This is a genomic window from Symplocastrum torsivum, from assembly GCF_059505465.1.
Genome location: NZ_JCACKQ010000023.1, coordinates 1 through 19,282 on the forward strand (window position 1 = coordinate 1; position 19,282 = coordinate 19,282).

The following is a 19,282-nucleotide window of genomic DNA, read 5'->3' on the forward strand; positions in this document are numbered from 1 at the left end:
TTTCAGTGGAGCCTACTTTGTTTCAGTCTGCTTGGTTCCGCCCTCATAACCAAAGCGAGGACATTCCTAATCTCTATTGTGTAGGAGCCGGAACTCATCCAGGAGCGGGATTACCAGGGGTGATGAGTTCAGGCAAGATTGTGGCACAGATGATTAGCAGCGCAGGATAGTTCCGTTGTTAGGAATGCGGAGCAGCTAGTTTTTTATTGACTGTCTGTTCAGTCATAAATTATCCTGGGGATGAAACAATCGATCCCATCAGCCTAGAGTGTTCAGGAAAATCAGGCTGAAACGTTCATTGTGACTGTCGTACAAACCTGAAAGGAGACAGATATGGATTTGCATTACGAAGTTCAAGGTAAGGGTGAGGCGGTTGTCCTGATTCATAGCGGTGGGGCAGATTTGCAAGATTGGGAGTTGATTGCCCCGCAACTAGCCCAGACCTATCAAGTCATCACTTTTGACGGACGCGGTGCCGGACAGTCACCCCCACTGCTCGAACCTGCCTACTATGTTGAGGATTTGCGGCAGTTGCTTGACCATCTCAAACTCGATCGCGCAATTTTAGTTGGGCATTCGATCGGCGGTCAAATTGCAGCCGATTTTGCCCTTGCTTATCCCGATCGCGTCACCAAGCTGGTGCTAGTAGCTCCGGGATTGTCGGGCTTCCAACTCTCACCTGATGTTCAACAATGGTACGCGCAAGTTCAGGCAGCGGCTCCAGATTTGGAAAAAATGGTTGACTTGATGTTGAACCATCCTGTGTACAGCGTCGTGATGTCCAGTCCGCAGCGCGATCGCATGATTGAGATGACGACACACAACACCAAGAGGTATTTTGAGTGGAAAACCTTTGAGATGCAATGGGCACAGCCACCCACCATTGATCGCTTAAGTGACCTTCAAACCAAAACGCTGTTTATCATCGGCAAACAGGATATGGCTGATAATTTGCACGTTGCTGAGTTGTTCCAACAGGTGCCCGACATTCACTTTGCTTACCTTGAAGGAGCCGATCATATGCCTACACTCACTCATGCCGATGAGGTTTCCAGTCTGATCGTTCAATTTCTCAGTGAGTAGAAGCCATGCCGCGTACCCCAGCAGAAAACGAGCGTATCCGTCAGGCAACGCGGGAACAAATCTTGAAAGCGGCGATGGATTTGTTCTTCACGAAAGGCTATCACGCCACTTCGATTGAAGATATCGCCAAACAAGCGCAGATTTCAAAGGGACTGCTTTACCACTACTTCAAGGGTAAAGAAGACGTTTTGGCAGCAATGGTCGATCTGCGGCTCAATGATCTGCTGGTTGTCATGAATGCCGCCGTTGCAAAGTCAACGCCTGTCGAGCAAATTCGCCATATTGCCGAAGGTGCGTTAGACGACGTGCGACGGCAACCGGAGGTTTTCCGATTTTATCTCAATCTGTTTACCCAACCCCGGCTCGACCCGATTGTGGCGAAATACAGCCAGAAGTTGATGGATGAGCAGGCAAAGCAGTTTGAAATCCAGACGCAGATGTTCAGCGAGTTGGGAGTTGCTAACCCACGACAGCGATCGCTCTATTTTTCCTCAACGCTTCAGGGCATCAGGCTGATGTTTTCAACCTACCCCAACACCTATCCCTTAGATGCGGTCAAGGCACAGGTGATTGCGGAGTTTTGTTAGCCAATCAGCAACTGCCCTGGTGTCGGTTACGAGTCCACCCAACACCAGAATTAGGGTACTCAACAGATTTATCTCACGTTGGATAGTGTCGCAAATGAGCAAGAGTGCCTACGATGACGAATAAATTTACCAGAGCAAACGCATGGCTCAACGACCTGGAATATTCCCCACCTTCTTCATCTCTGGCTTTGAGTGTTCGACGTTTCTCTGGAAGGACAAGCGGCGGCGGAATCTAATTGAAGAGACACAGCACGATCGCCACGCGCAGGAAGATTACAACATCTTGCGCTCGCTGGGAATTGATGTGGCACGGGAAGGGGTTCCCTGGCCAATGGTTGATCATGATGGCTGCTATGACTTCTCTCTTCTTGACCCCATGATTGAAGCAATGCAGCAGACGCAAATCATTCCCATCTGGGATCTCTTCCACTACGGATATCCAGACGATCTCGATCCATTTAGTAATGAGTTTACGGATCGCTTTGCCCGTTACTGTCGTGCAGCAGCAGAGTATGTGATTCCCCGCTTAAAAGGCCCCTATTTCTTCACGCCGATTAATGAAATTACATTTTTCTCGTTCTGCGGCGGCGAGTGGGGTTGGGTGGCTCCCTATAAAACTACTAAAGAAGACCGATTCCGCTTTCGATTGGCGTTGTGTAAGGCAGCGATCGCCGGGGTGAAAGCGATTCGGGAGGTAGAACCGCTCTCAAGGATGGTTCACATTGATCCCCTGGTTCAGGTAGTTGCACCACGCGATCGCCCGGATTTAGTCGAGGCAGCGCATCACGAAACCTATGTGGACACATTCCTGGCTTGGGACATCCTTTACGGAAAAGAACACCCGGAACTCGGCGGTTCCCCGTCCATTCTTGATATCGTTGGTGCAAATAACTATTCCTTTGGTCAGATGGAGTACCGGGAACAGGGACCTCATCAATCACTTGAACCCCACGACGATCGCATCAAGCCGCTCCATGACTTAATGTGGCGCGTCTGGGAGCGTTATCACAGACCGATGATCATTGGCGAAACTAGTGGGCTGGCAGAAGGAAGAGATGAGTGGCTAAAGGACGTAGTGGAAGAGTCTCTGGCAGCGGTTAATTCTGGCATGGATCTGCATGGCATCTGTTTATTTCCTGCTGTTGATATGCCGGATTGGCATACGGGTGAGTGGCTGCACAACGGAATTTGTGACCTGGTAGAGGAAGGGGATGACTTGAGACGTGTGCCTTACGAGCCTTATATTGCTGAACTACGACGCTGGCAGAAGGAATTCAATCGGGTCATGACACTTGATGCGGACCCGTTGAGCGATCCAGTAGAACTGCAAGATGTGATTGACGCGGCTAAACGATTGCAACCAGAACCTGATCGCAATTGGAGCTAAAGAAAAAGTCCAGGGTGAGTCTCAGTGCGCGACCCCTCTCTACTGTCAATACTACTCATTGGGTGAAAAACGAATGAAGTTATCCGATTTATCCCCAGAAGTCCTTGAAAAAGTTAAGTCAGTGCGATGGGACAGGATTATTGAAAAGCACGAAGGACCAGAAGATTGGGAGTCGGTTCTGAGATATTACGAACCAGAGTTCCTGGAATTTGAGGGACGTTGGGTGCTTCTGCCCGTCGAGCGCTCGCGCCATCTCAATATCACGATTCTGCGTTCGATTTGGAGTGCAGATGGCAATTCGCTGACAGTGTTTCTCAAGGATACCACCTATGACGACGACCCTTTTTTTTCTGGGTTTATGGCGGTCTGTGATCGACTGAAGGGAGAAGACTTCTTTCTAGCAATTTTATATCACGAATGGTTTGTTATTGAAAGAGCGGAAGTTTTTGAACCCTGACCAACATATGGCAAAACCTGATAAACAATTTGAGGCATTTAGTAACTCATCTAAAAAGAATATACTCTTTTGTATTGAAAGTGCTAAACGTCCGGAGACAAGGCTGAGGAGAATTGAGCCAACTATAAGCTCAGCCGTGCAGAACAAAAATCCCTTGGCACGAGGTTGATACACTTAAGCTCATTAATAAAAAAGCCCGGTTGCTCATTAGCAACCGGACTCAAGACTTAGGTGAATGTTACTACCGGGAAACTGAAAAACTCCAGGTTCGGTAAACTCGATAAAAATCTTGATTTCCTAAGTTTCTCTAGGAATAAAGCTCATGCTGCTGCTTCAAGGCAATTGAGCTTATTCGACAACAGCCGAACCGACTTCTATGTCCTGATCACTCCTCGATTCGGGAAGCTTTGGAATCGGACTTAAGGGCAGAACGTCCACTGTTATTGGAGTGATCGCTTCTGTTACCTCGTTACCCTCTACCTGATTGATTGGTTCATCAGAAACGATCCAACTCAAAAATCTCGCCGAACTATCCATCGGCTGAACGTGGAGATAAATAGCGACGGATTGAATTTGCGAGTGTCCTAAGGTATGCTGCACCAAATGTAGCGGCGCTCCTCGCTCCAAAGCATGACTTGCGTGGGCGTGTCTCAACCAATGGGGACTGACTGGCGCGTCAATCCCTGCCTTTAGAGCCGCCGCTCGGACAATTCGCATCACCATCGAGCGGCTTAAATGTCCTCCTTTTTTGCGCGAGGAAAACACCGGGTCATTAGCACTCGCCGTCCCTCTTAAACGTTCCACCGCCATCCATACTGGAGTCGGGAGCCAAAGGTAGCGAGTTTTCCCGCCTTTTCCCCGCACCACCAGTTGTCCCCCGCCCTCTTTGGCAACCAGATCGCGCCATTTTAAGCCGCAAATCTCGGAAACTCTCAACCCCGTTGTATAGGCTAACAGCAGCAAAACTTTGTTGCGATCGCTGGTAGCATTCTCGATTAACCGTACAACGTCCTGCTGGGTGAGTAACCGTTCAGCTAAACGATTGCAAACTTTAGGAGGCTTCAGTTTTAAAGCCACATTAACAGGGCAATAACCCGCTTCGTGGGCAAAGCGAAACAAAGACTTCAACGTATTGACAATCCGAGCCAAGGTTGCAGACGCTAAGTTCCCTCGACTGTCAACATACCTGTAGAGGTCTACTAAAGTCACTGCTTTTAAAGGCTTCTTCACCCAAGCTAGGAACTTAAGAGCTTCCTCTCTATAGACAGCACGAGTGCGATCGCTTTTGGCGTGCAACCACATCCACAATAGCTCCTGGTCTTCCACGCCTGATTCTGGCGCAGAGCGATCAGGAGCCTTTGGTTTGGCTCTCATTCCTTCCTATGCAAATAAACTGTGTATTTGGTTGCATTCACTCTACCACAGGCTTAAGTCTCAAATTGAGATTTACACAACTGAGGTAAATAGGAGTTTGGCAAGAGCCTTAGAAAGTCATATCAGAAATCAGAACAACTGGAAGACTTGGTGGCGTATCCCGAGCGCAGTTGTATACGAGGGCAAACGGATTGAGGAATCACCCGATGAGAGCATTGGCTCACCCGATTGGGTGATTACCCAAGCAAAAGACTCTTTCTTTCCTAAAAGCTTGTCGGACAAGTTGGAGTACTTAAAAGCAGCAAAGCACTGCAAGTAACGCGCACCATTGAGAGACCAGAATCTAAAACCCTTGTGTTCGGGACGGAACCCCAGCTTACGGTGGTAGACGACGCCTCTCCTCTGACCGAGGTAGCTTTTTGGAAGTGATCGCGCTTGAATATGCAAAAGCTGGACAACATACCCAAGCGCAGCAAGTAGCAAAACGGCTTGAAGATAAGGCAACTCGTACTCGGTTAAATCAACGGTTAGCCTGCTATCAATGTCGATAATCAGTAGGGTTATTCCTTAGCAAAAATAATCCCCGCTTGCGTCGTTGCTTTGCGCTTGCGGGGGGTGATCATCAGTCATTCTGGATACGCTTAATTCCTGAGCCTACGAATTTCCCGTTTTGGCAAAGTCTCCCCAATTCTCAAACTTCATTGTTTCTGACGCTCGTTCACGCCAATATAAAAATAAAGGCAAGGCACAGGATAAACCAATCCCAAAAGTAGCGACAACATAAACAAACAACCAGCGACGAGACAAACCTGATCGCTTCAGCTCAATAAATGAGAAACAGAAGAAGACATCTGCACAAATGAGCAAATCTATTGCCACAGCAGAAGCGACGTGATTAGCGAATGCATTCTGGAAAAACAAATTGAGAGAAAGACCATTCTGGAAAAAGAAAGTCAGCAGAACGCTCCAAGGCGCGATCGCACCAATAATCGCTAGCAGCAGATAAAGCGATTGGGTTGACAGAAATTTTTTGGATGTAGGGATTTGCCGCTGTAGATAAGTTGCATTGGACATCGGTTCACTTTCCTTTTGTTATCAACACTTCAACAGGGACTTGGTTTGGCGAAGCGTAAAAAGTTCGCTATCAATCCCGTTGCTTTGATTGTGACCCCAAGAGATAATAGAGGCAATTACCTGTGAGGTAATAGGATAGTAAGATGGCGATCCCTTTAACCTCAACGCAATCGACTCCCAACCGAGACGCATCCTTTGGGAATCTGCTCAAACACTGGCGCAATCAACGGGGTTTGAGTCAACTCGATTTGGCTTTGGCTGGCAATGTCTCTCAGCGCCACATCAGCTTCTTAGAATCAGGCAGAGCCAATCCCAGTCGGGATATGGTGCTGCAACTGGCGGCTGTGCTCGATGTTCCTCTGCGCGATCAAAACATCATGCTCACAGCGGCGGGCTTTGCGCCGATTTATTCCCAAAGCGATTTATCAGCGCCTGAAGTAGAACCCATCCGCAAAGCCATAGAGTTTATCTTGCGCCAGCAAGAACCCTATCCGGCATTGGTGATGGATCGCTACTGGAATTTGCTCCAGAGCAATACGTCAGCGCAACGCTTAACCAACTGGTTAATTCATCCAGACGAGTTGCAACGCCGCTTCTGCATCGACGGCAAAATCAATCTGATGCGACTGATGTTCCATCCTCAAGGATTCAAGCCGTTTGTGGGGAATTGGGAAGAAATCGCCAGCCATCTGATTCAACGGGTGTATCGAGAAGCGTTCGTCGATGGACATAGCGATGAATCTATGGCTCTTTTCCAAGAACTACAAGCTTATCCAGATGTCCCCCACTTGTGGCAGCAATCCCTACCCCGCACCTGGCAACTACCCTTGTTGACGGTACAGTTTGTCAAAGACGGACTGAGCCTTAGCTTATTTTCGGCGATCGCTACGTTAGGCACCCCTCACGACATCACGTTGCAGGAGTTGCGGATTGAAAGTCTGTTTCCGGCAGATGAGGTGACGCAAGCCAATCTGAAAAAGCTAGAAGTGGTGGTTAACTGGTAGGGGATGGCAGTATTGAATACCTGTGGAAACCAAGAGGAGAAATCAAGCGTATGGAGAGTTATCTACAAGCTAGTGAAATTATTGACTGGCAACATCCTACGATTCTAGAACTTGCCAAGAAAATTGCAACGGAACACCAAACAGTAGAGGCGATAGCCAAAGCTTCTTTTGAATGGGTTCGTGATGAAATCTCTCACAGCTACGATTATCAGATGAATCCTGTTACCTGTCGAGCGTCAGATGTACTCGAATATAAAACAGGTTATTGCTATGCTAAGAGTCATTTGCTAACGACGTTACTACGGGCAAACGCAATTCCGGCAGGCTTCTGCTATCAGCGATTGAGTGTTAATGATGATGGCGAACCTTACAGCTTACACGGATTCAATGCAGTTTATTTACCAAAAATTGGTTGGTATCGAGTTGATGCCCGAGGAAATCGCGGGGGTGTCAATGCTCAATTTACACCTCCACAAGAGCAATTAGCCTTTAGAATTCAATTTCCGCAAGAAGCCGATTTTCAGAATATTTTATCTGAACCACTTTCAGTAATTGTACAGGCTTTACAAGCACATAGCACCTGGAATGATTTGCTTAGTAACCTTCCTGATGTCCCTTTGAATTCGCTAGAGAAATACAATCTTATTGTGAAAGCTAATCCCACCAAAAATAAGGTTGTGGTGTGATGCCAGATTCCTTTTTCGGTGACTAATCTCTAAAACCTACTTGCTGTGGCAAGTTGTAACATCTTTCTGGAGTGATGAGTGTACCCCATGTCACAAGTCAAACCAAGAGCGATCGCTCCCTCCTTTCACTTACCTGTATGAAGAGTTGCGAGGGGTTGGTGAGAGTGTATTCGCTGTCCTGAACAAGAGTGCCAATCTCTCCAACTGTCCTACCAAGGCTCAAGCCATCACCACTCTAAACCCAGGTTTTTAATCACAACTGGGTAGACTTTCAAGGAAACTGGTCACAATAAGCCCCATTGCAACACAGATTTCGGCAAAACTCAGGTTAATCGAAGCACTGTTGCGAAAGGACTTATGAACGACACGAGTGAAATTGTTAAAACCGAAAGCTCTCGCTCACTATTGGTGGCAGTGATTCAATGTCTTCCTGCCGCACTCGTCATCCTTCGCTTTTTCATGGGACCGTTACTACTACTCAATGCGATCGATGGCAAGACAGATGCCTGGTTCATTGTTGGGTTTGTGACCGCGTTTCTCTCAGATATCTTTGATGGTGTCATTGCACGCCGTCTGGGTGTTAGTACAGCTTCGCTGAGAAGGGCTGATAGTTGGGCTGATGTCTGCCTGTATATTTGCGTTGGAATCAGTGCCTTTTTGGTGCATTCTGATGTGATTATTGCCTTCTCTAATCCTTTGAGTGCGGTAGTCGGCATTCAATTGATTTGGTGGGTTGTCAATTTAGCCAAATACGGTCAACCCGCCAGTTATCATACTTATTCAGCCAAAGCCTGGGGAGTCAGTCTGTTTGTTGCCACGATCGCTCTGTTCGGTTTTGGTTATGGAGGATTGACGCTGAGTTTTGCGATCGCCGTGGGCATTATTCACACAGCCGAAGAAATTGCCATGACGTTAATCCTTCCTCAGTGGACTCATGATGTATTGAGTATTGTACATGCACTCAGGTTGCGCCAATCTTACTAAAGAGAAGGGGGTGCTGTGAAAGCATCCGCTACGAAGAGCGCAGCTTGTACTATAGTATCCTTGGTAAAAACATCCAGCCCATGATACTAGAGGTTGCAATCCTTGATGTTAAGCCCAGTATGGTTAATGAGTTTGAAACGGCTTTTAAAACAGCTTCAACCATCATTGCCTCCATGCCAGGGTATATTTCTCATGAACTCCAACGTTGCTTAGAAACCACAAACCGCTATATTCTACTTGTGCGCTGGCATTCGTTAGAAGATCACACCATTGGGTTTCGACAATCGCCAGAGTACCAAGAGTGGCGTTCCTTGTTGCATCACTTTTATGACCCATTCCCAACAGTGGAACACTATGAGGTCGTTGCTTTTCGCTAACCATCTACCCGACGAATTGGAATTTGGATTTCACTGCGCTTGGCAGGTTCGGGGACATAGGGAGCATCGTAGAAGAAGCGGCGAGGTGAACCGACGACAGTCCACTCCGGGTGCTGCGCTAACCACTCCCGTAAGCGCTCTATGTTCTTTTGGTAGCTCGAATAATCGTAACTGCCTTTTAGCCCAAGGCTGACGACTGTCATGGGTGCAATGTCTTCTACCTGAATGTTTTGTGCAATCTCAGAAGGGTAGATGTCAGTGCTGCGGTAGAGGAATGAAACAAGCGCTTCACCCCGTTCATCGGGTGCGCCTATCTCACTGGCTTCCAGGGTGCTAACTGGATAACGGGTTTCCACCGGAGCCGTCATGGAGATATTGTTAGAGCTGATGTGGCGATAGAGAGGGTCAAACGCTCTATTGGCTGCCATTGAGAGTTCTCCTGAGTAGCGAACTGTGGCAGAACGGTATGCCGGATATTGTTTGACTTCAATTTGCCCTTCTGGTGTTGGAGGGGGAAATCCTTCTGGTAAGGGAGCAGCAGTAGCACTGTAGGCGAAGAAAGCGATCGCCACCACTGCCAGGATTCCTACGGGTAATAGTATGTTCTCTAGCTTCACTGGGAACCTCAGAAATTCATCCTATTCTAAGTCTGGCAGTTTTTCACCGGGACAGGCGCACCTTCCTTGCACAGCGCAATCATGCGATCGCAATTCTCTCTCGACACAGCACTTCTTCGCTCACTCAAATTTTGGTGGATGTTCCCCTACCTTCACCCACATCCGACGCACCCGAATCAACTGGGGACGATTCATCTTCAATGCAGCAATTGTTGCTCGACCAATAGGTGTCAACCCTACTAACTCTGTCCCATCCTCACTCCACGTAAAATGCTCCTCCCACACTTGATGATAGGGATGAAACAAAGGAACCGTCTGCTGGGTAGTGGGGTCTAATGCTGTTTGGAGAGTGGCTTTGTAGCGATTACAGGTAGGACAGGAGAGGCAGAGATTCTGGAAAATTGTCTCTCCACCAGCCGAGCGGGGGACAATGTGTTCAAATTCAAAAATTGCAACCGTCAGAGCTTCAGCCGTGCGGCAGTAGGCGCAGCAATTCCTAAAATGGGAGCGAACTTGTCACTGCAACTCAACAGGAATATAAGCGCTCACGCTACCGTTGCCAATGTTTCTAGGCAGTGTAGAGTGTATCTGGCTCTGGTTTTGAGAATTGTTAGTTGATCGACTTGTGCTAAGAGACGGTCTAGATTTGCAACTTCATCGGCAGAGAGTTGAGATTCTGCATTCTGAACTAGCAAATCGTTCAATTGATTTTGTGCTGCGGGAGCTAGCATACTATCGGCTAATGCTTGCAGCTCATCTTGGCTTAAGCCAATTAAGCACTCGTCATCTAGAGCTAATGGGTTCGCTAGTCGATTGTAGGCTTCCAAATCTAACAAGACGCCAACTCGCTCCCCCTGCTCGTTGGTAATGTAACGCACTTGCTCAGACATGGGTTTTCTCTAGAAGGTCTTCGGATTTATCGTAGCTTATGGGAGTGAGAGCGATCGCTTTTGGTACTGCTTCAGCTTTGCGGGAGTGGGCTTGGAGGAGGATGGTGCGATCGCTACCACTGCCAGGATTCCTAGGGGTAAAAGTATGTTCTCTAGCTTCACAGGGAACCTCAGAAACTCATCCTATTCTAAGTCTGGCAGTTTTTCACGGGGGCAGGCGTACCTTCCTTGAGAAGAAACCCTTTATAGGTGAGGATTTATTGGGAAGAGGATGGAGCGATCACACCTCTGAGGCAAAGCACGATCACTCTCAAATAAACTTCTATTGAGGGACTTGCCAAATCTTGATGGTTTTATCCTTCCTTACTTCCAGTAGCCAAGGTCTGTCCGTCTGGGCTAAAAGCAACGGAAAAAACTGCATCTGAATGCCCTATGAGTGTGCGAAGTTCCTGCCCAGTGTGAACATCCCAAAGCTTGATAGTTGTATCCCATAAACCACTACCTTTACATGGGTTGTTCAGGCAGCGAAAGGGGTTCTTCAGGCAGTGGGATAAACTCCGTTTCGTGTGGAACCCGCTCAAACCGTCCGTTCTTCCAGTCCGCCTTCGCTTGCTCAATGCGCTCAAGGCGGCTAGAGACAAAATTCCACCACTTGTGCCGCTCACCGACAGGTTCACCACCTACCACAATGCAACGAGCGTCGGCTTTCGCACTAATGCTCACAGTCCGATTGGGGTTCAGTACGAGCATTCGTTGTGGCTCCAGCGGTTCGCCATTTAGGCTCAGACCGTCTGTAACACTGTAGACGGCTTGTTCACTATAGTCCGGAGGCAGCGTGAACTGAGTTCCAGTTGGCAGTTGTACATCGAGGTAAATCATCGGCGAGAACGTTTGGACGGGGGAGGTGCGACCATACGCCTGCCCTGCAATCAGTGTGATTTCGACACCCCCATCTTGCCAAGTGGGGATATCAGTAGCTGAGTAGTGACGAAACCAAGGTTCGGTCTCCTCATGTTCCTCTGGAAGTGCGAGCCACGTCTGAATGCCATGTAGCCGTCTTTCGCGACTCCTCTCGGCATTGGGCGATCGCTCCGAATGGACAATGCCACGACCTGCCGTCATCCAGTTAACTGCTCCAGGATGAATTTCTTGAACAACATTGAGACTATCGCTATGGAGCAGCACCCCTTCAAATAAGTAAGTCACCGTCGCTAAATTGATATGCGGATGCGGTCGCACATCCATCCCTTGACCCGCTGCCAAGGTAGCAGGGCCGAGATGGTCGAAAAAGATGAACGGTCCGACCATCTGCCGAGTGGGGTGAGGCAAGACGCGCCTTGCCTCAAATCCACCCAAATCTTTAACTTCGGGTTCAAGAACATCACCGATGCTGTTGGGCATAGCAAAAATTACTCCGTAATTCTTACCGAAGGCAGAGTAGTTTCCCCATCTTAGAGCTATATCAGGTTCTTCCTTCTTACTAGAGATAGAGATTGCCGATCATAATGCCAGCGAGCGCGTGATGGGTTTGCGTTTGCGTTTGCGTAGCAAAGCGATAGCGAGGCACGAGCGTCAGCGCTGCTGCTCTCTTTGGAGCGGCTTTCTTAAGAGCTAACGCATCACGCGAGATTGCCGAAACTGATGACAACATCCAGGAAAATTTTCCTGGATGTCCCGACTTTTAAGGAAAAAACTCTATGTGAGCTGCCCCAAACATTCGCGTAACGCTTGTTACAGCTTTTTCATGTAGACGTATGTTTAAATCTTCACCATCCACAACTCATCGGCAGCACTGCCTCCTTTGCATACAACCCCTTCATCTACACCATACTTTCCTTCACGAACATCACTATGCAGAGCTTTGACTCTGGGATTGGGATCGAGACAACCAATGAGTTTGGAGCGTCTTCAAGTCTAGAGCAAAGTCACTGATATTGTATCCTTTAACTGAATGCGATCGCCCGATCTTGTAGGTCGGGTTAAAGGATGAAACCCGACACTCATCACTGCTTCTCCACCTCAATCCTGGTGCGACCGCCCAATCGAGTCATGTTTGGTTTCACGTTATCTACTGATTCACAAGCAAGGACTTGACAGTACTCAACCCAACAAATCAGCGAGGAGCGATCTCACTCGTTCCAATATTCCGCCCTAGTATGCTCCAATATGGCTCTGCTTCCAGCAATAAAGCCGCATTGGAGCAGTAGGTTGCGACATTAGGATAAGGCTGGATAAGTCCGATATAGGGGGTGGTATCCAGCAAAAGTAACGGATAACACCTAAAATTTCCGGATTAACTATCAAAAGTGATGGATAACACTTAATATCCCGAACTTAACCTACAAAATTTCTGTTTAATTCCTTAAAACTAGGGTATTATCCAGCAGATCTGACGGATAATCCTGGAAGGTAAAGGTGTTATCCAGCACATCTGACGTTGAATACGTAGTTAGCCAGCATTGGTGGGTCAGTTAGATTATCAGAGCTTTCCTATACTGCCTAGTCAAGTGAGCTCATGTATTTTAGTAACTAAAGTAATTCTGAAAAGCCAAGGATAAGACAGATGCCATTTCAGAACAATTACGTAAATCTGGTTGCAGAAAAACCTCAAGCCCATACTCGCTTAATCCGAGACTATGACGGCGACAATAAAGATTTTGACTTCATTATCATTGGTTCTGGGATAGGCGGCGGCATCCTGGCGGACGACTTGGCGGATCGGCTGGGGCAAAGTCATCGCATTTTGGTCTTGGACGCTGGTTCCTTCATTTATCCGACCCATGTCTATAACATCAGTCGCATACCCAACGGTTCGGTGGCCACGCACTTTGAAGTAGGCAACTTTAATCAGTTACCTAGCGATTCTCATTACATTGGTGCTAAGCCCCAATTATGTTTTGGTGGGCGTTCTATTTTTTGGTCTGGACTGATTCCGGAACCTCAGAGTTGGGAGATGGAGTTCTTTCCAGAAAACGTGCGTCAGGATTTGGTTTCAAAGTACTTCGACTTGGCCACTGACCGGATGAATACATCGTTCTCACTGGGCGATAAGGCGAAAGACCTAGTGAAGTATTTCAGAACAGCGATCTGAATGATGATTTTGAGATAAAGCAGACGCCTCGTGCCTTGCATCAACCATATCTTAATCCCGACGGCACACCTCAGGATAAATTCTTTGTAGAATCAACAGGTGTGTTTAACACGGCTGAACTGCTTATCAACCAGGTTGGCCTAACACCTGGTGCTGATCAAAACAGTAAAGGACTCTTCATCAAGCTCAACAGCTTTGTAGAATCCATCCAAAGCGTGCCGTTTGACTGGTATGAAGTCAAAACTACTAACACTATTACAGGAGAGCAGGTCAGCTACTACTCCCCTAAAGTTGTCATTGCTGCAGGTTCTACAGAAAGTCCCAAGCTGATCAATCGCTCCGCTGTCTATCAAAGCCTGCCTGATCATATTCAGCAACTGGTAGGTTTTGGCTTAACAGACCATCCTGTTACCGGGGAGTCTCAGGCTTATGTCTCGTCTGTGGGAAGAAACAGTTCACGGATTGACCTCAGTCGCAGTGATCATGCAAAGCTCATCTTCTACTCACGTGGCAATCGTGATGTTAATGGTCATGTCATCTATCCTTTCAATATCGAAATGAATGTCAATCACGAATACTGGCACTTGAGAAACAACGATCTGTCTGCCGAACCAATCGTTGATGATACCAGTAAAAACCGTGTAGATATCAAGTTCAGCTTTGGGAATTGCCTTGATGATGAGAATGGAATTTTCTCCCACGCCAACGATAACTACACTCCTGACATCAGCTTCAAACGCTTTTCAAATCTGAATGATTTACTGCAGTCTCGCTTCCCGGCTCTCGCAGGCTGGAGTAAAGGACAACAAGAGTTTTTCGATTTACTCAACCAAACAAGAAACCGTGTTTTCGCAGAATTCAACGATGTGGACTTTGTTACCGGTGAGTATGGCGAGGGTACTGGCAAGCAATGGCCTTTTGGTTGGGGTACTGTTCATCACTCCTGTGGCACCTTGCGGATGGCGTGGAAAGCTAACCGCAACGCTAGCTTCAATAATGAGTCGGTTGTAGATGAAGACCTCAAAGTTCGAGGCACCACTGGACTATATATTTGTGATATGTCTGTCATGCCCATCAGCACGGCAGCCAATCCCGTTCTTGCCCTTGCAGGGCTGGCTTTGAGACTTTCAAATCATTTAGGCTAATGAAATTAACAATGCTTAACACAATAGACAAACACTTTTGTAAAGTGCGATATTGCATTAAAGGCTTTGTGATTACATTGTGAAATGAGGGGTATCATCCGCTCGTTTTCTCCACTGGCTTCGAGCCATTGTGCGATCGCCTCTCAGCACCAATATTCATAGCTCCTGATTTTTGAGTCAATAGGTTTGGAAGTGGGGTTAGGTGCGATCGCGGCTGTAAATACCCCTCAACCGAGCGAGTGCGCGATCGCGACTAAGCCGAACACAACTGTTTGTAAGCTTTAAAATAGCCTTGCATGAGAGCCGAAGGAACATTTGAGTTGGCAAGACGCTGCTTTACAAAAACTCAAAAACTCTTGATTTTGCGGAGAGCGAATTACAAATGTCAGTACTGTGGCACAACTTTGAGCGAGGAGAATTTTGAAGCCGACCACAAACTCCCCTTTGCTCAAGGAGGAGCCACCGAAGTGTGGAATGCGCTAGCCTTATGTACAGATTGCAACAGACGCAAATCCGACAAACTTGAAGGAGAGTAGAGAACAATCCGGCGCCTGAAAGAGTCTCCACTGCCCAAGAGAAATTGAAACGAACGTCTATCCCCACTCCCTGATGCAAGTGATGAGGTCAGATGACAATTACTTCCTAAAGTATCACTCGCTTGTCCTGCACCGGATACTTCAAGGACAGACAGAACTTTATCCCCATCAGCAACAAGCACTACTCGCCATCTACCAGAAAGCTTGTCGAGGAGAGATGGATGGGCATCACCGAGAGGCGGCGTTAATTCTCGCTGGCGTGGGTACAGGAAAAACCCTGATGCAAGCGATTACTCCCTTTATCCTTGCCCCCTGGATGCTGGGAAAAACAGCGTTGTTCTTGTCAGATAATTGCACACTCCGCAGCCGATTCTTAAGGGACTTCCCAACCGACCATAAACATCGTCCACTCTACGACCAATGGCCGCTTTATCAGCTCAAGATTCTGCCCCCAGGAGTGCCACCCCCCAAGATTGTTGAGTTAGATGCCAGCGATTTCAACAGCTATGCCTATTGTCTAGACACAGCCGATATGCTGGTTGGCAATCGACAGTTTTTGGTGAATTTAGTAAGCCGAGGAGATATAGAACCCAATTCAGTGGGTGTCCTCATCACCGATGAAGCGCATTTCTCGGCGGCAAATAGTTATCGAACGATTTGCAATTACTTCGACCTTGCGTTACTAACCTATTTTACCGGGTCAAAGTTCCGCTCCGATGCTCAACCACTGCCTCACGTTCGGTATACCCAAGTAGAAGAGTCGGATGCCTTGGGACGCAGCGTGCTGAAATATGCACCCGTTGCTGATTATGAGTTTACCCTTCAGGAAGCCTGGTCGCTTGAGCCACCTCCGATTAAAAAGCTCATGTACAAAGAAGCCACCTCTACGGCGTTCTTAGTTGAGGAGGATGGCTCAGAAACTGAATATAGCTTTGAGGAATTTCTCAACAAAGCCGAGACAGATAAGCAGTGGTTCCGTCAGATTCTGTTTGCCGATTCCTTCTCAATACCCGTCTTAGAGATGGCAGTGGATATCTTATTGAGAAAGCGCGAACGCACAGGACAACCCCAGGCGATGCTCGTCCGGGCGCTCAACATTCCTCATACCCATCGAGTCGCCAAGTTATTAGAAGAGAATTTCCCCGTCTTGGAGGGAAGAGTCGGTGTTATCCATTCTGAGCATGACTCTTACGACCTAGCCGGTCGTCCCAGCTCAATTTTGTCGCGCTTTTACAACGGTGACTACTGGGTAATTGTGCATTGCGGATTAGTCGGTGTCGGGTTCGACCATAAGTGGATTTCCGTCTCCTGTTGCTTGTGTATTCTCAAAAGTATGTCTCCGGCCGAACAAGAATGGGGAAGAGCCTTGCGGCGAGTGCCAGGGGAAGCACCGGGTAACTTCCCTCAATTAACTCATCCCAATTGGGGCGTTGTCGTCACTCATGCGGCGTTAGGACTCAGGGAGTTATTTGGGAAGTTTCAGCAGGGTGTGACATCGGATGTAATTCGAGAAGACGTTGTGCGGGAACGGGTACGTCCGTTGCTGACAACAGAGTACGAAGCTGGGGAAACGATTCTCAATTTAAGTGATACTTCAACGGTGAAACCCGGAGATGTCTTGCAACTGCGAGTGCCAGTGGTGGCGAAGGAGGAAGTTTTGCCCAAGTTTTCGTTAGTGGAAGAACTGCGTTCGACGGGGAACTTGTCTGATGGGAATGGGTTGAGTCCACGGGTGTCGGAGTCGGGTGGTTCTTACGGTGTGGATGAAGACATGACCTCCAAAAACTTCGGGGGAACACAACGGGAGGAGCAAGACTCGCCTCCGCTTGCCGGAGATGTTACGCAGGAGAAGTCCACTCCCTTACCTTGGCAGCAAGAAGTCGATGCGATTAGTGAAAAGTTGAGCCAAATTAGAAGCGTCAGAACCTACTCTATTCAAGTGGAAGCAGTTCTTGATGACCGAAGTGTGCAGATTACACCCGCGTGGAATGATTTTCCCAAGGGTGTAGGGGTGGATGTCAGTAAATCTAGGGAAGTTAGGGAGTTAAGTCCTGCGAATTTTCTCTCCCACATTGGGTTGGACTGGCAGATTTTGGTGGGTGAGTCACTGATTTCTTACCGAGACTATTCTCGGCGAGTGGTACTGCAAAAACGTGGCTTCGATTTGGACGACGAGGGTGAGATTGTTGTTGGGGGTGTCCGGCTGAAGGATACGATGCCTGCTCAAGCTTATGAGTTGTTTCTCAAGGGGTTAGAGGCGGAGTTGGCAACGGAAGTGGTGGAGGTGCCGCACCCGGAGGCAGTTGCGCGTCCTGACAAAGCGAAGCTGGAAACTCAAGCTCGTTATGGAGCGCAGGTGCGGAGTCTAATTAATAATTTGTTTAATGCCAAGCATCTAATTCCAGATGGAACCAATGGTTGCTCGTTGGTTGAACGTCCAACCCAGTTGCTAATTGATGCGATCGCACGAGTCGAAGCCAAGGGTCACGAACCGGATTTCCGCAGCAATTCCGCGTTGGTTCATGCGGCCGTTTTTGGGTTTATTAAGGAGAAAACTGGGAGAAGTTGGTCAGAGCATAATACGGAGCAGCAGTATCTTGAAGCCATCAGGCTGGCACGTCAGTTTATGCTGCGACTTGCAGAACAGTTGCAATGGCGGCGCTAGATCTGACCTTCCGTTAATATTAACGGAAGGTCGGAATTTTGAGAGTTGGATGCGATCGCCTAAAGTGACACAAGAGAAATAGTATTTTCTACTGCCATCAATTAATTTGCTGCACTAACTGTTGTAAGGCACCGTCAATATTCGCGCTTACGGGTAACTTCAAACGAAATACATCCTCCAGTGCAGTACGTAACTCTGTCACAGTAATCAGTACACTCTGTTCTGTTCGACCGCCCAAGTGATGCGTTGTCAACTGGTTATTTCGCAAGGCGTATCGACAATCTGTATCAGGTCTAGCCACAATCAGTGTAGTGACAAACAGTGAGCTGGGATGGGTGGAAACATACCAATTGCTCACCTCGTAATCGGGTAACTGTTGTTCTTGAAGCTCAAAGCGGTAAAGGGATTTCCACTCCTGACCGAGATATGCCTGCATGATGTAGGTGTGGTCAGTCGTGAGCAATCGAAATGGTTCATGGGGTGTACTCTGCTCGATGTCCGGTGTAAGAGACAGCGGTGCCGTTAGTGTTAATCCTCCGAACCCAACATCTGCAATGTATTTCTGTGCGTCAATATCCACCTGAAGCAACATATGAGTGCGAGGAGTGATTGTCCCTTCAGGAAGGTTCCACAACACACGCGCTGCCAGATTCGTGACCTGAAAGCCAAGGGCGATCAAGACTGACCGGAACAAGCGATTCTGCTCAAAACAATAGCCACCACGCCTCTGGTAGATCAACTTTTGCTGTAGGGATGTGACATCAAGGAGAACAGGTTGTTTGAGAAATGAATTGAGGTTCTCAAATGCTATGGCTTCTGCGTGGTGCTGGTGAATTGCCTGTAAAGTCTCAAGGGTTGGGGAGCGCTTGCCACTGTAGCCAATGCGTTGAAAATAGGCATCAAGGTCTATCACATCTGATGTTTGTTTTTGCATAACGACATATCAAATCGGTCGGTTGTGAGTTCCTTCACCGGGAGTAATAAACAACAAGGTCAGCTTTGTCTTGCCATCATGCTCTGCAAAGGTCACTGTTACGAGTGTTTCGTGTTTTGGTTTGCCGTCCTCGTCCTCCCAGGCATGGGTGAAGACGAGGCGTTCCAGCCCGACAATCTCGCGATAAACGCCCTGTAACCAATAGTCTTTGCCTTCGGGCGATCGCAAACAGGTGCGGTAGGCACCACCCGGTCGGAAGTCCGCCGAGCTAAACAGGATTGTGAAGTCGCGTGGACCACACCAACGCATCAGGTGTTCGCGCTCTGTCCAGACTTAAAACACAATACTACGTGTGCATCAAAGATGCGGGTGATGGTGAGTAAGCGTTCGG

General features: G+C 48.0%; 23 protein-coding genes and 2 pseudogenes. 14 read left to right on the plus strand and 11 right to left on the minus strand.

The window, feature by feature from the left end; genetic code table 11:
* The first annotated feature begins 333 nt into the window (after nt 1–333).
* The 5 genes from AC5JL3_RS07850 to AC5JL3_RS07870 all read left to right on the plus strand — a co-directional run bounded on the left by AC5JL3_RS07850 (nt 334) and on the right by AC5JL3_RS07870 (nt 3,683).
* Nucleotides 334–1,083: an alpha/beta fold hydrolase gene (locus AC5JL3_RS07850; protein ID WP_496073952.1), complete on the plus strand. Its 750-nt coding sequence runs from the start codon at nt 334–336 to the stop codon at nt 1,081–1,083.
* 5 nt (nt 1,084–1,088) lie between these two features.
* Nucleotides 1,089–1,670: a TetR/AcrR family transcriptional regulator gene (locus AC5JL3_RS07855; protein ID WP_496073953.1), complete on the plus strand. Its 582-nt coding sequence runs from the start codon at nt 1,089–1,091 to the stop codon at nt 1,668–1,670.
* Nucleotides 1,671–1,812: 142 nt separating this feature from the next.
* Nucleotides 1,813–3,057: a family 1 glycosylhydrolase gene (locus AC5JL3_RS07860; RefSeq protein WP_496073954.1), complete on the plus strand. Its 1,245-nt coding sequence runs from the start codon at nt 1,813–1,815 to the stop codon at nt 3,055–3,057.
* Nucleotides 3,058–3,130: 73 nt separating this feature from the next.
* Entirely contained in the window at nt 3,131–3,514 is a 384-nt protein-coding gene (locus tag AC5JL3_RS07865; protein WP_496073955.1) for a hypothetical protein, read from the plus strand.
* Nucleotides 3,515–3,521: 7 nt separating this feature from the next.
* Nucleotides 3,522–3,683: a YdeI/OmpD-associated family protein gene (locus AC5JL3_RS07870; RefSeq protein WP_496074021.1), complete on the plus strand. Its 162-nt coding sequence runs from the start codon at nt 3,522–3,524 to the stop codon at nt 3,681–3,683.
* Between the two features lie 179 nt (nt 3,684–3,862).
* Here the strand turns inward: AC5JL3_RS07870 and AC5JL3_RS07875 are convergent, their stop codons facing one another.
* Nucleotides 3,863–4,888, minus strand: a complete 1,026-nt coding sequence (locus AC5JL3_RS07875; protein WP_496073956.1) for a tyrosine-type recombinase/integrase — start codon at nt 4,886–4,888, stop codon at nt 3,863–3,865.
* A gap of 654 nt (nt 4,889–5,542) precedes the next feature.
* Nucleotides 5,543–5,962 (minus strand): DUF2834 domain-containing protein, encoded by a 420-nt coding sequence (locus AC5JL3_RS07880; protein WP_496073957.1) that lies wholly within the window; start codon nt 5,960–5,962, stop codon nt 5,543–5,545.
* A 143-nt stretch (nt 5,963–6,105) separates the two neighbouring features.
* Between AC5JL3_RS07880 and AC5JL3_RS07885 the strand changes: the two genes are divergently transcribed.
* The 5 genes from AC5JL3_RS07885 (at nt 6,106) to AC5JL3_RS07905 (ending at nt 9,013) form a co-directional block, all read left to right on the plus strand.
* Nucleotides 6,106–6,966 (plus strand): helix-turn-helix domain-containing protein, encoded by an 861-nt coding sequence (locus tag AC5JL3_RS07885; protein ID WP_496073958.1) that lies wholly within the window; start codon nt 6,106–6,108, stop codon nt 6,964–6,966.
* Between the two features lie 50 nt (nt 6,967–7,016).
* On the plus strand, nt 7,017–7,652 hold the full coding sequence (locus AC5JL3_RS07890) for a transglutaminase-like domain-containing protein (protein ID WP_496073959.1): 636 nt from the start codon (nt 7,017–7,019) through the stop codon (nt 7,650–7,652).
* Nucleotides 7,653–7,692: 40 nt separating this feature from the next.
* On the plus strand, nt 7,693–7,905 hold the full coding sequence (locus AC5JL3_RS07895; protein WP_496073960.1) for a hypothetical protein: 213 nt from the start codon (nt 7,693–7,695) through the stop codon (nt 7,903–7,905).
* Nucleotides 7,906–8,009: 104 nt separating this feature from the next.
* Nucleotides 8,010–8,636, plus strand: coding sequence for a CDP-alcohol phosphatidyltransferase family protein (locus AC5JL3_RS07900; protein ID WP_496073961.1), 627 nt, complete (start codon nt 8,010–8,012; stop codon nt 8,634–8,636).
* 80 nt (nt 8,637–8,716) lie between these two features.
* On the plus strand, nt 8,717–9,013 hold the full coding sequence (locus AC5JL3_RS07905; protein ID WP_496073962.1) for an antibiotic biosynthesis monooxygenase family protein: 297 nt from the start codon (nt 8,717–8,719) through the stop codon (nt 9,011–9,013).
* Here the strand turns inward: AC5JL3_RS07905 and AC5JL3_RS07910 are convergent.
* The 7 genes and pseudogenes from AC5JL3_RS07910 to AC5JL3_RS07940 form a co-directional block, all read right to left on the minus strand.
* Entirely contained in the window at nt 9,010–9,630 is a 621-nt protein-coding gene (locus AC5JL3_RS07910) for a heme-binding protein (RefSeq protein WP_496073963.1), read from the minus strand. The two genes, AC5JL3_RS07905 and AC5JL3_RS07910, sit on opposite strands and share 4 nt — an antisense overlap.
* Nucleotides 9,631–9,750: 120 nt before the next feature.
* Nucleotides 9,751–9,936: a hypothetical protein gene (locus AC5JL3_RS07915; RefSeq protein WP_496073964.1), complete on the minus strand. Its 186-nt coding sequence runs from the start codon at nt 9,934–9,936 to the stop codon at nt 9,751–9,753.
* Between the two features lie 57 nt (nt 9,937–9,993).
* A pseudogene (locus AC5JL3_RS07920) lies at nt 9,994–10,107 on the minus strand (HNH endonuclease); the annotation flags it as partial.
* 68 nt (nt 10,108–10,175) lie between these two features.
* Entirely contained in the window at nt 10,176–10,520 is a 345-nt protein-coding gene (locus AC5JL3_RS07925) for a hypothetical protein (protein WP_496073965.1), read from the minus strand.
* A 36-nt stretch (nt 10,521–10,556) separates the two neighbouring features.
* Nucleotides 10,557–10,682: a hypothetical protein gene (locus AC5JL3_RS07930; protein ID WP_496073966.1), complete on the minus strand. Its 126-nt coding sequence runs from the start codon at nt 10,680–10,682 to the stop codon at nt 10,557–10,559.
* A 169-nt stretch (nt 10,683–10,851) separates the two neighbouring features.
* Nucleotides 10,852–11,020, minus strand: a pseudogene (locus AC5JL3_RS07935) (WD40 repeat domain-containing protein); the annotation flags it as partial.
* A 4-nt stretch (nt 11,021–11,024) separates the two neighbouring features.
* Nucleotides 11,025–11,921: a pirin family protein gene (locus AC5JL3_RS07940; RefSeq protein ID WP_496073967.1), complete on the minus strand. Its 897-nt coding sequence runs from the start codon at nt 11,919–11,921 to the stop codon at nt 11,025–11,027.
* Nucleotides 11,922–13,083: 1,162 nt separating this feature from the next.
* Between AC5JL3_RS07940 and AC5JL3_RS07945 the strand changes: the two genes are divergently transcribed.
* The 4 genes from AC5JL3_RS07945 (at nt 13,084) to AC5JL3_RS07960 (ending at nt 17,957) form a co-directional block, all read left to right on the plus strand.
* Complete coding sequence (locus AC5JL3_RS07945; RefSeq protein ID WP_496073968.1) at nt 13,084–13,611, plus strand: hypothetical protein; 528 nt, start codon at nt 13,084–13,086, stop codon at nt 13,609–13,611.
* Between the two features lie 35 nt (nt 13,612–13,646).
* Nucleotides 13,647–14,756 carry a GMC oxidoreductase gene (locus AC5JL3_RS07950; protein ID WP_496073969.1) on the plus strand — a complete coding sequence of 370 codons (1,110 nt, stop codon included), beginning with the start codon at nt 13,647–13,649 and terminating at the stop codon, nt 14,754–14,756.
* Nucleotides 14,757–15,052: 296 nt separating this feature from the next.
* Nucleotides 15,053–15,292, plus strand: a complete 240-nt coding sequence (locus AC5JL3_RS07955; RefSeq protein WP_496073970.1) for an HNH endonuclease — start codon at nt 15,053–15,055, stop codon at nt 15,290–15,292.
* Between the two features lie 82 nt (nt 15,293–15,374).
* Complete coding sequence (locus AC5JL3_RS07960) at nt 15,375–17,957, plus strand: DEAD/DEAH box helicase (RefSeq protein ID WP_496073971.1); 2,583 nt, start codon at nt 15,375–15,377, stop codon at nt 17,955–17,957.
* A 97-nt stretch (nt 17,958–18,054) separates the two neighbouring features.
* Here AC5JL3_RS07960 and AC5JL3_RS07965 read toward each other — a convergent pair whose 3' ends face one another.
* Nucleotides 18,055–18,891: an arylamine N-acetyltransferase family protein gene (locus tag AC5JL3_RS07965; protein ID WP_496073972.1), complete on the minus strand. Its 837-nt coding sequence runs from the start codon at nt 18,889–18,891 to the stop codon at nt 18,055–18,057.
* A gap of 9 nt (nt 18,892–18,900) precedes the next feature.
* Nucleotides 18,901–19,200: an SRPBCC domain-containing protein gene (locus AC5JL3_RS07970; RefSeq protein WP_496073973.1), complete on the minus strand. Its 300-nt coding sequence runs from the start codon at nt 19,198–19,200 to the stop codon at nt 18,901–18,903.
* Nucleotides 19,201–19,282: the final 82 nt, after the last annotated feature.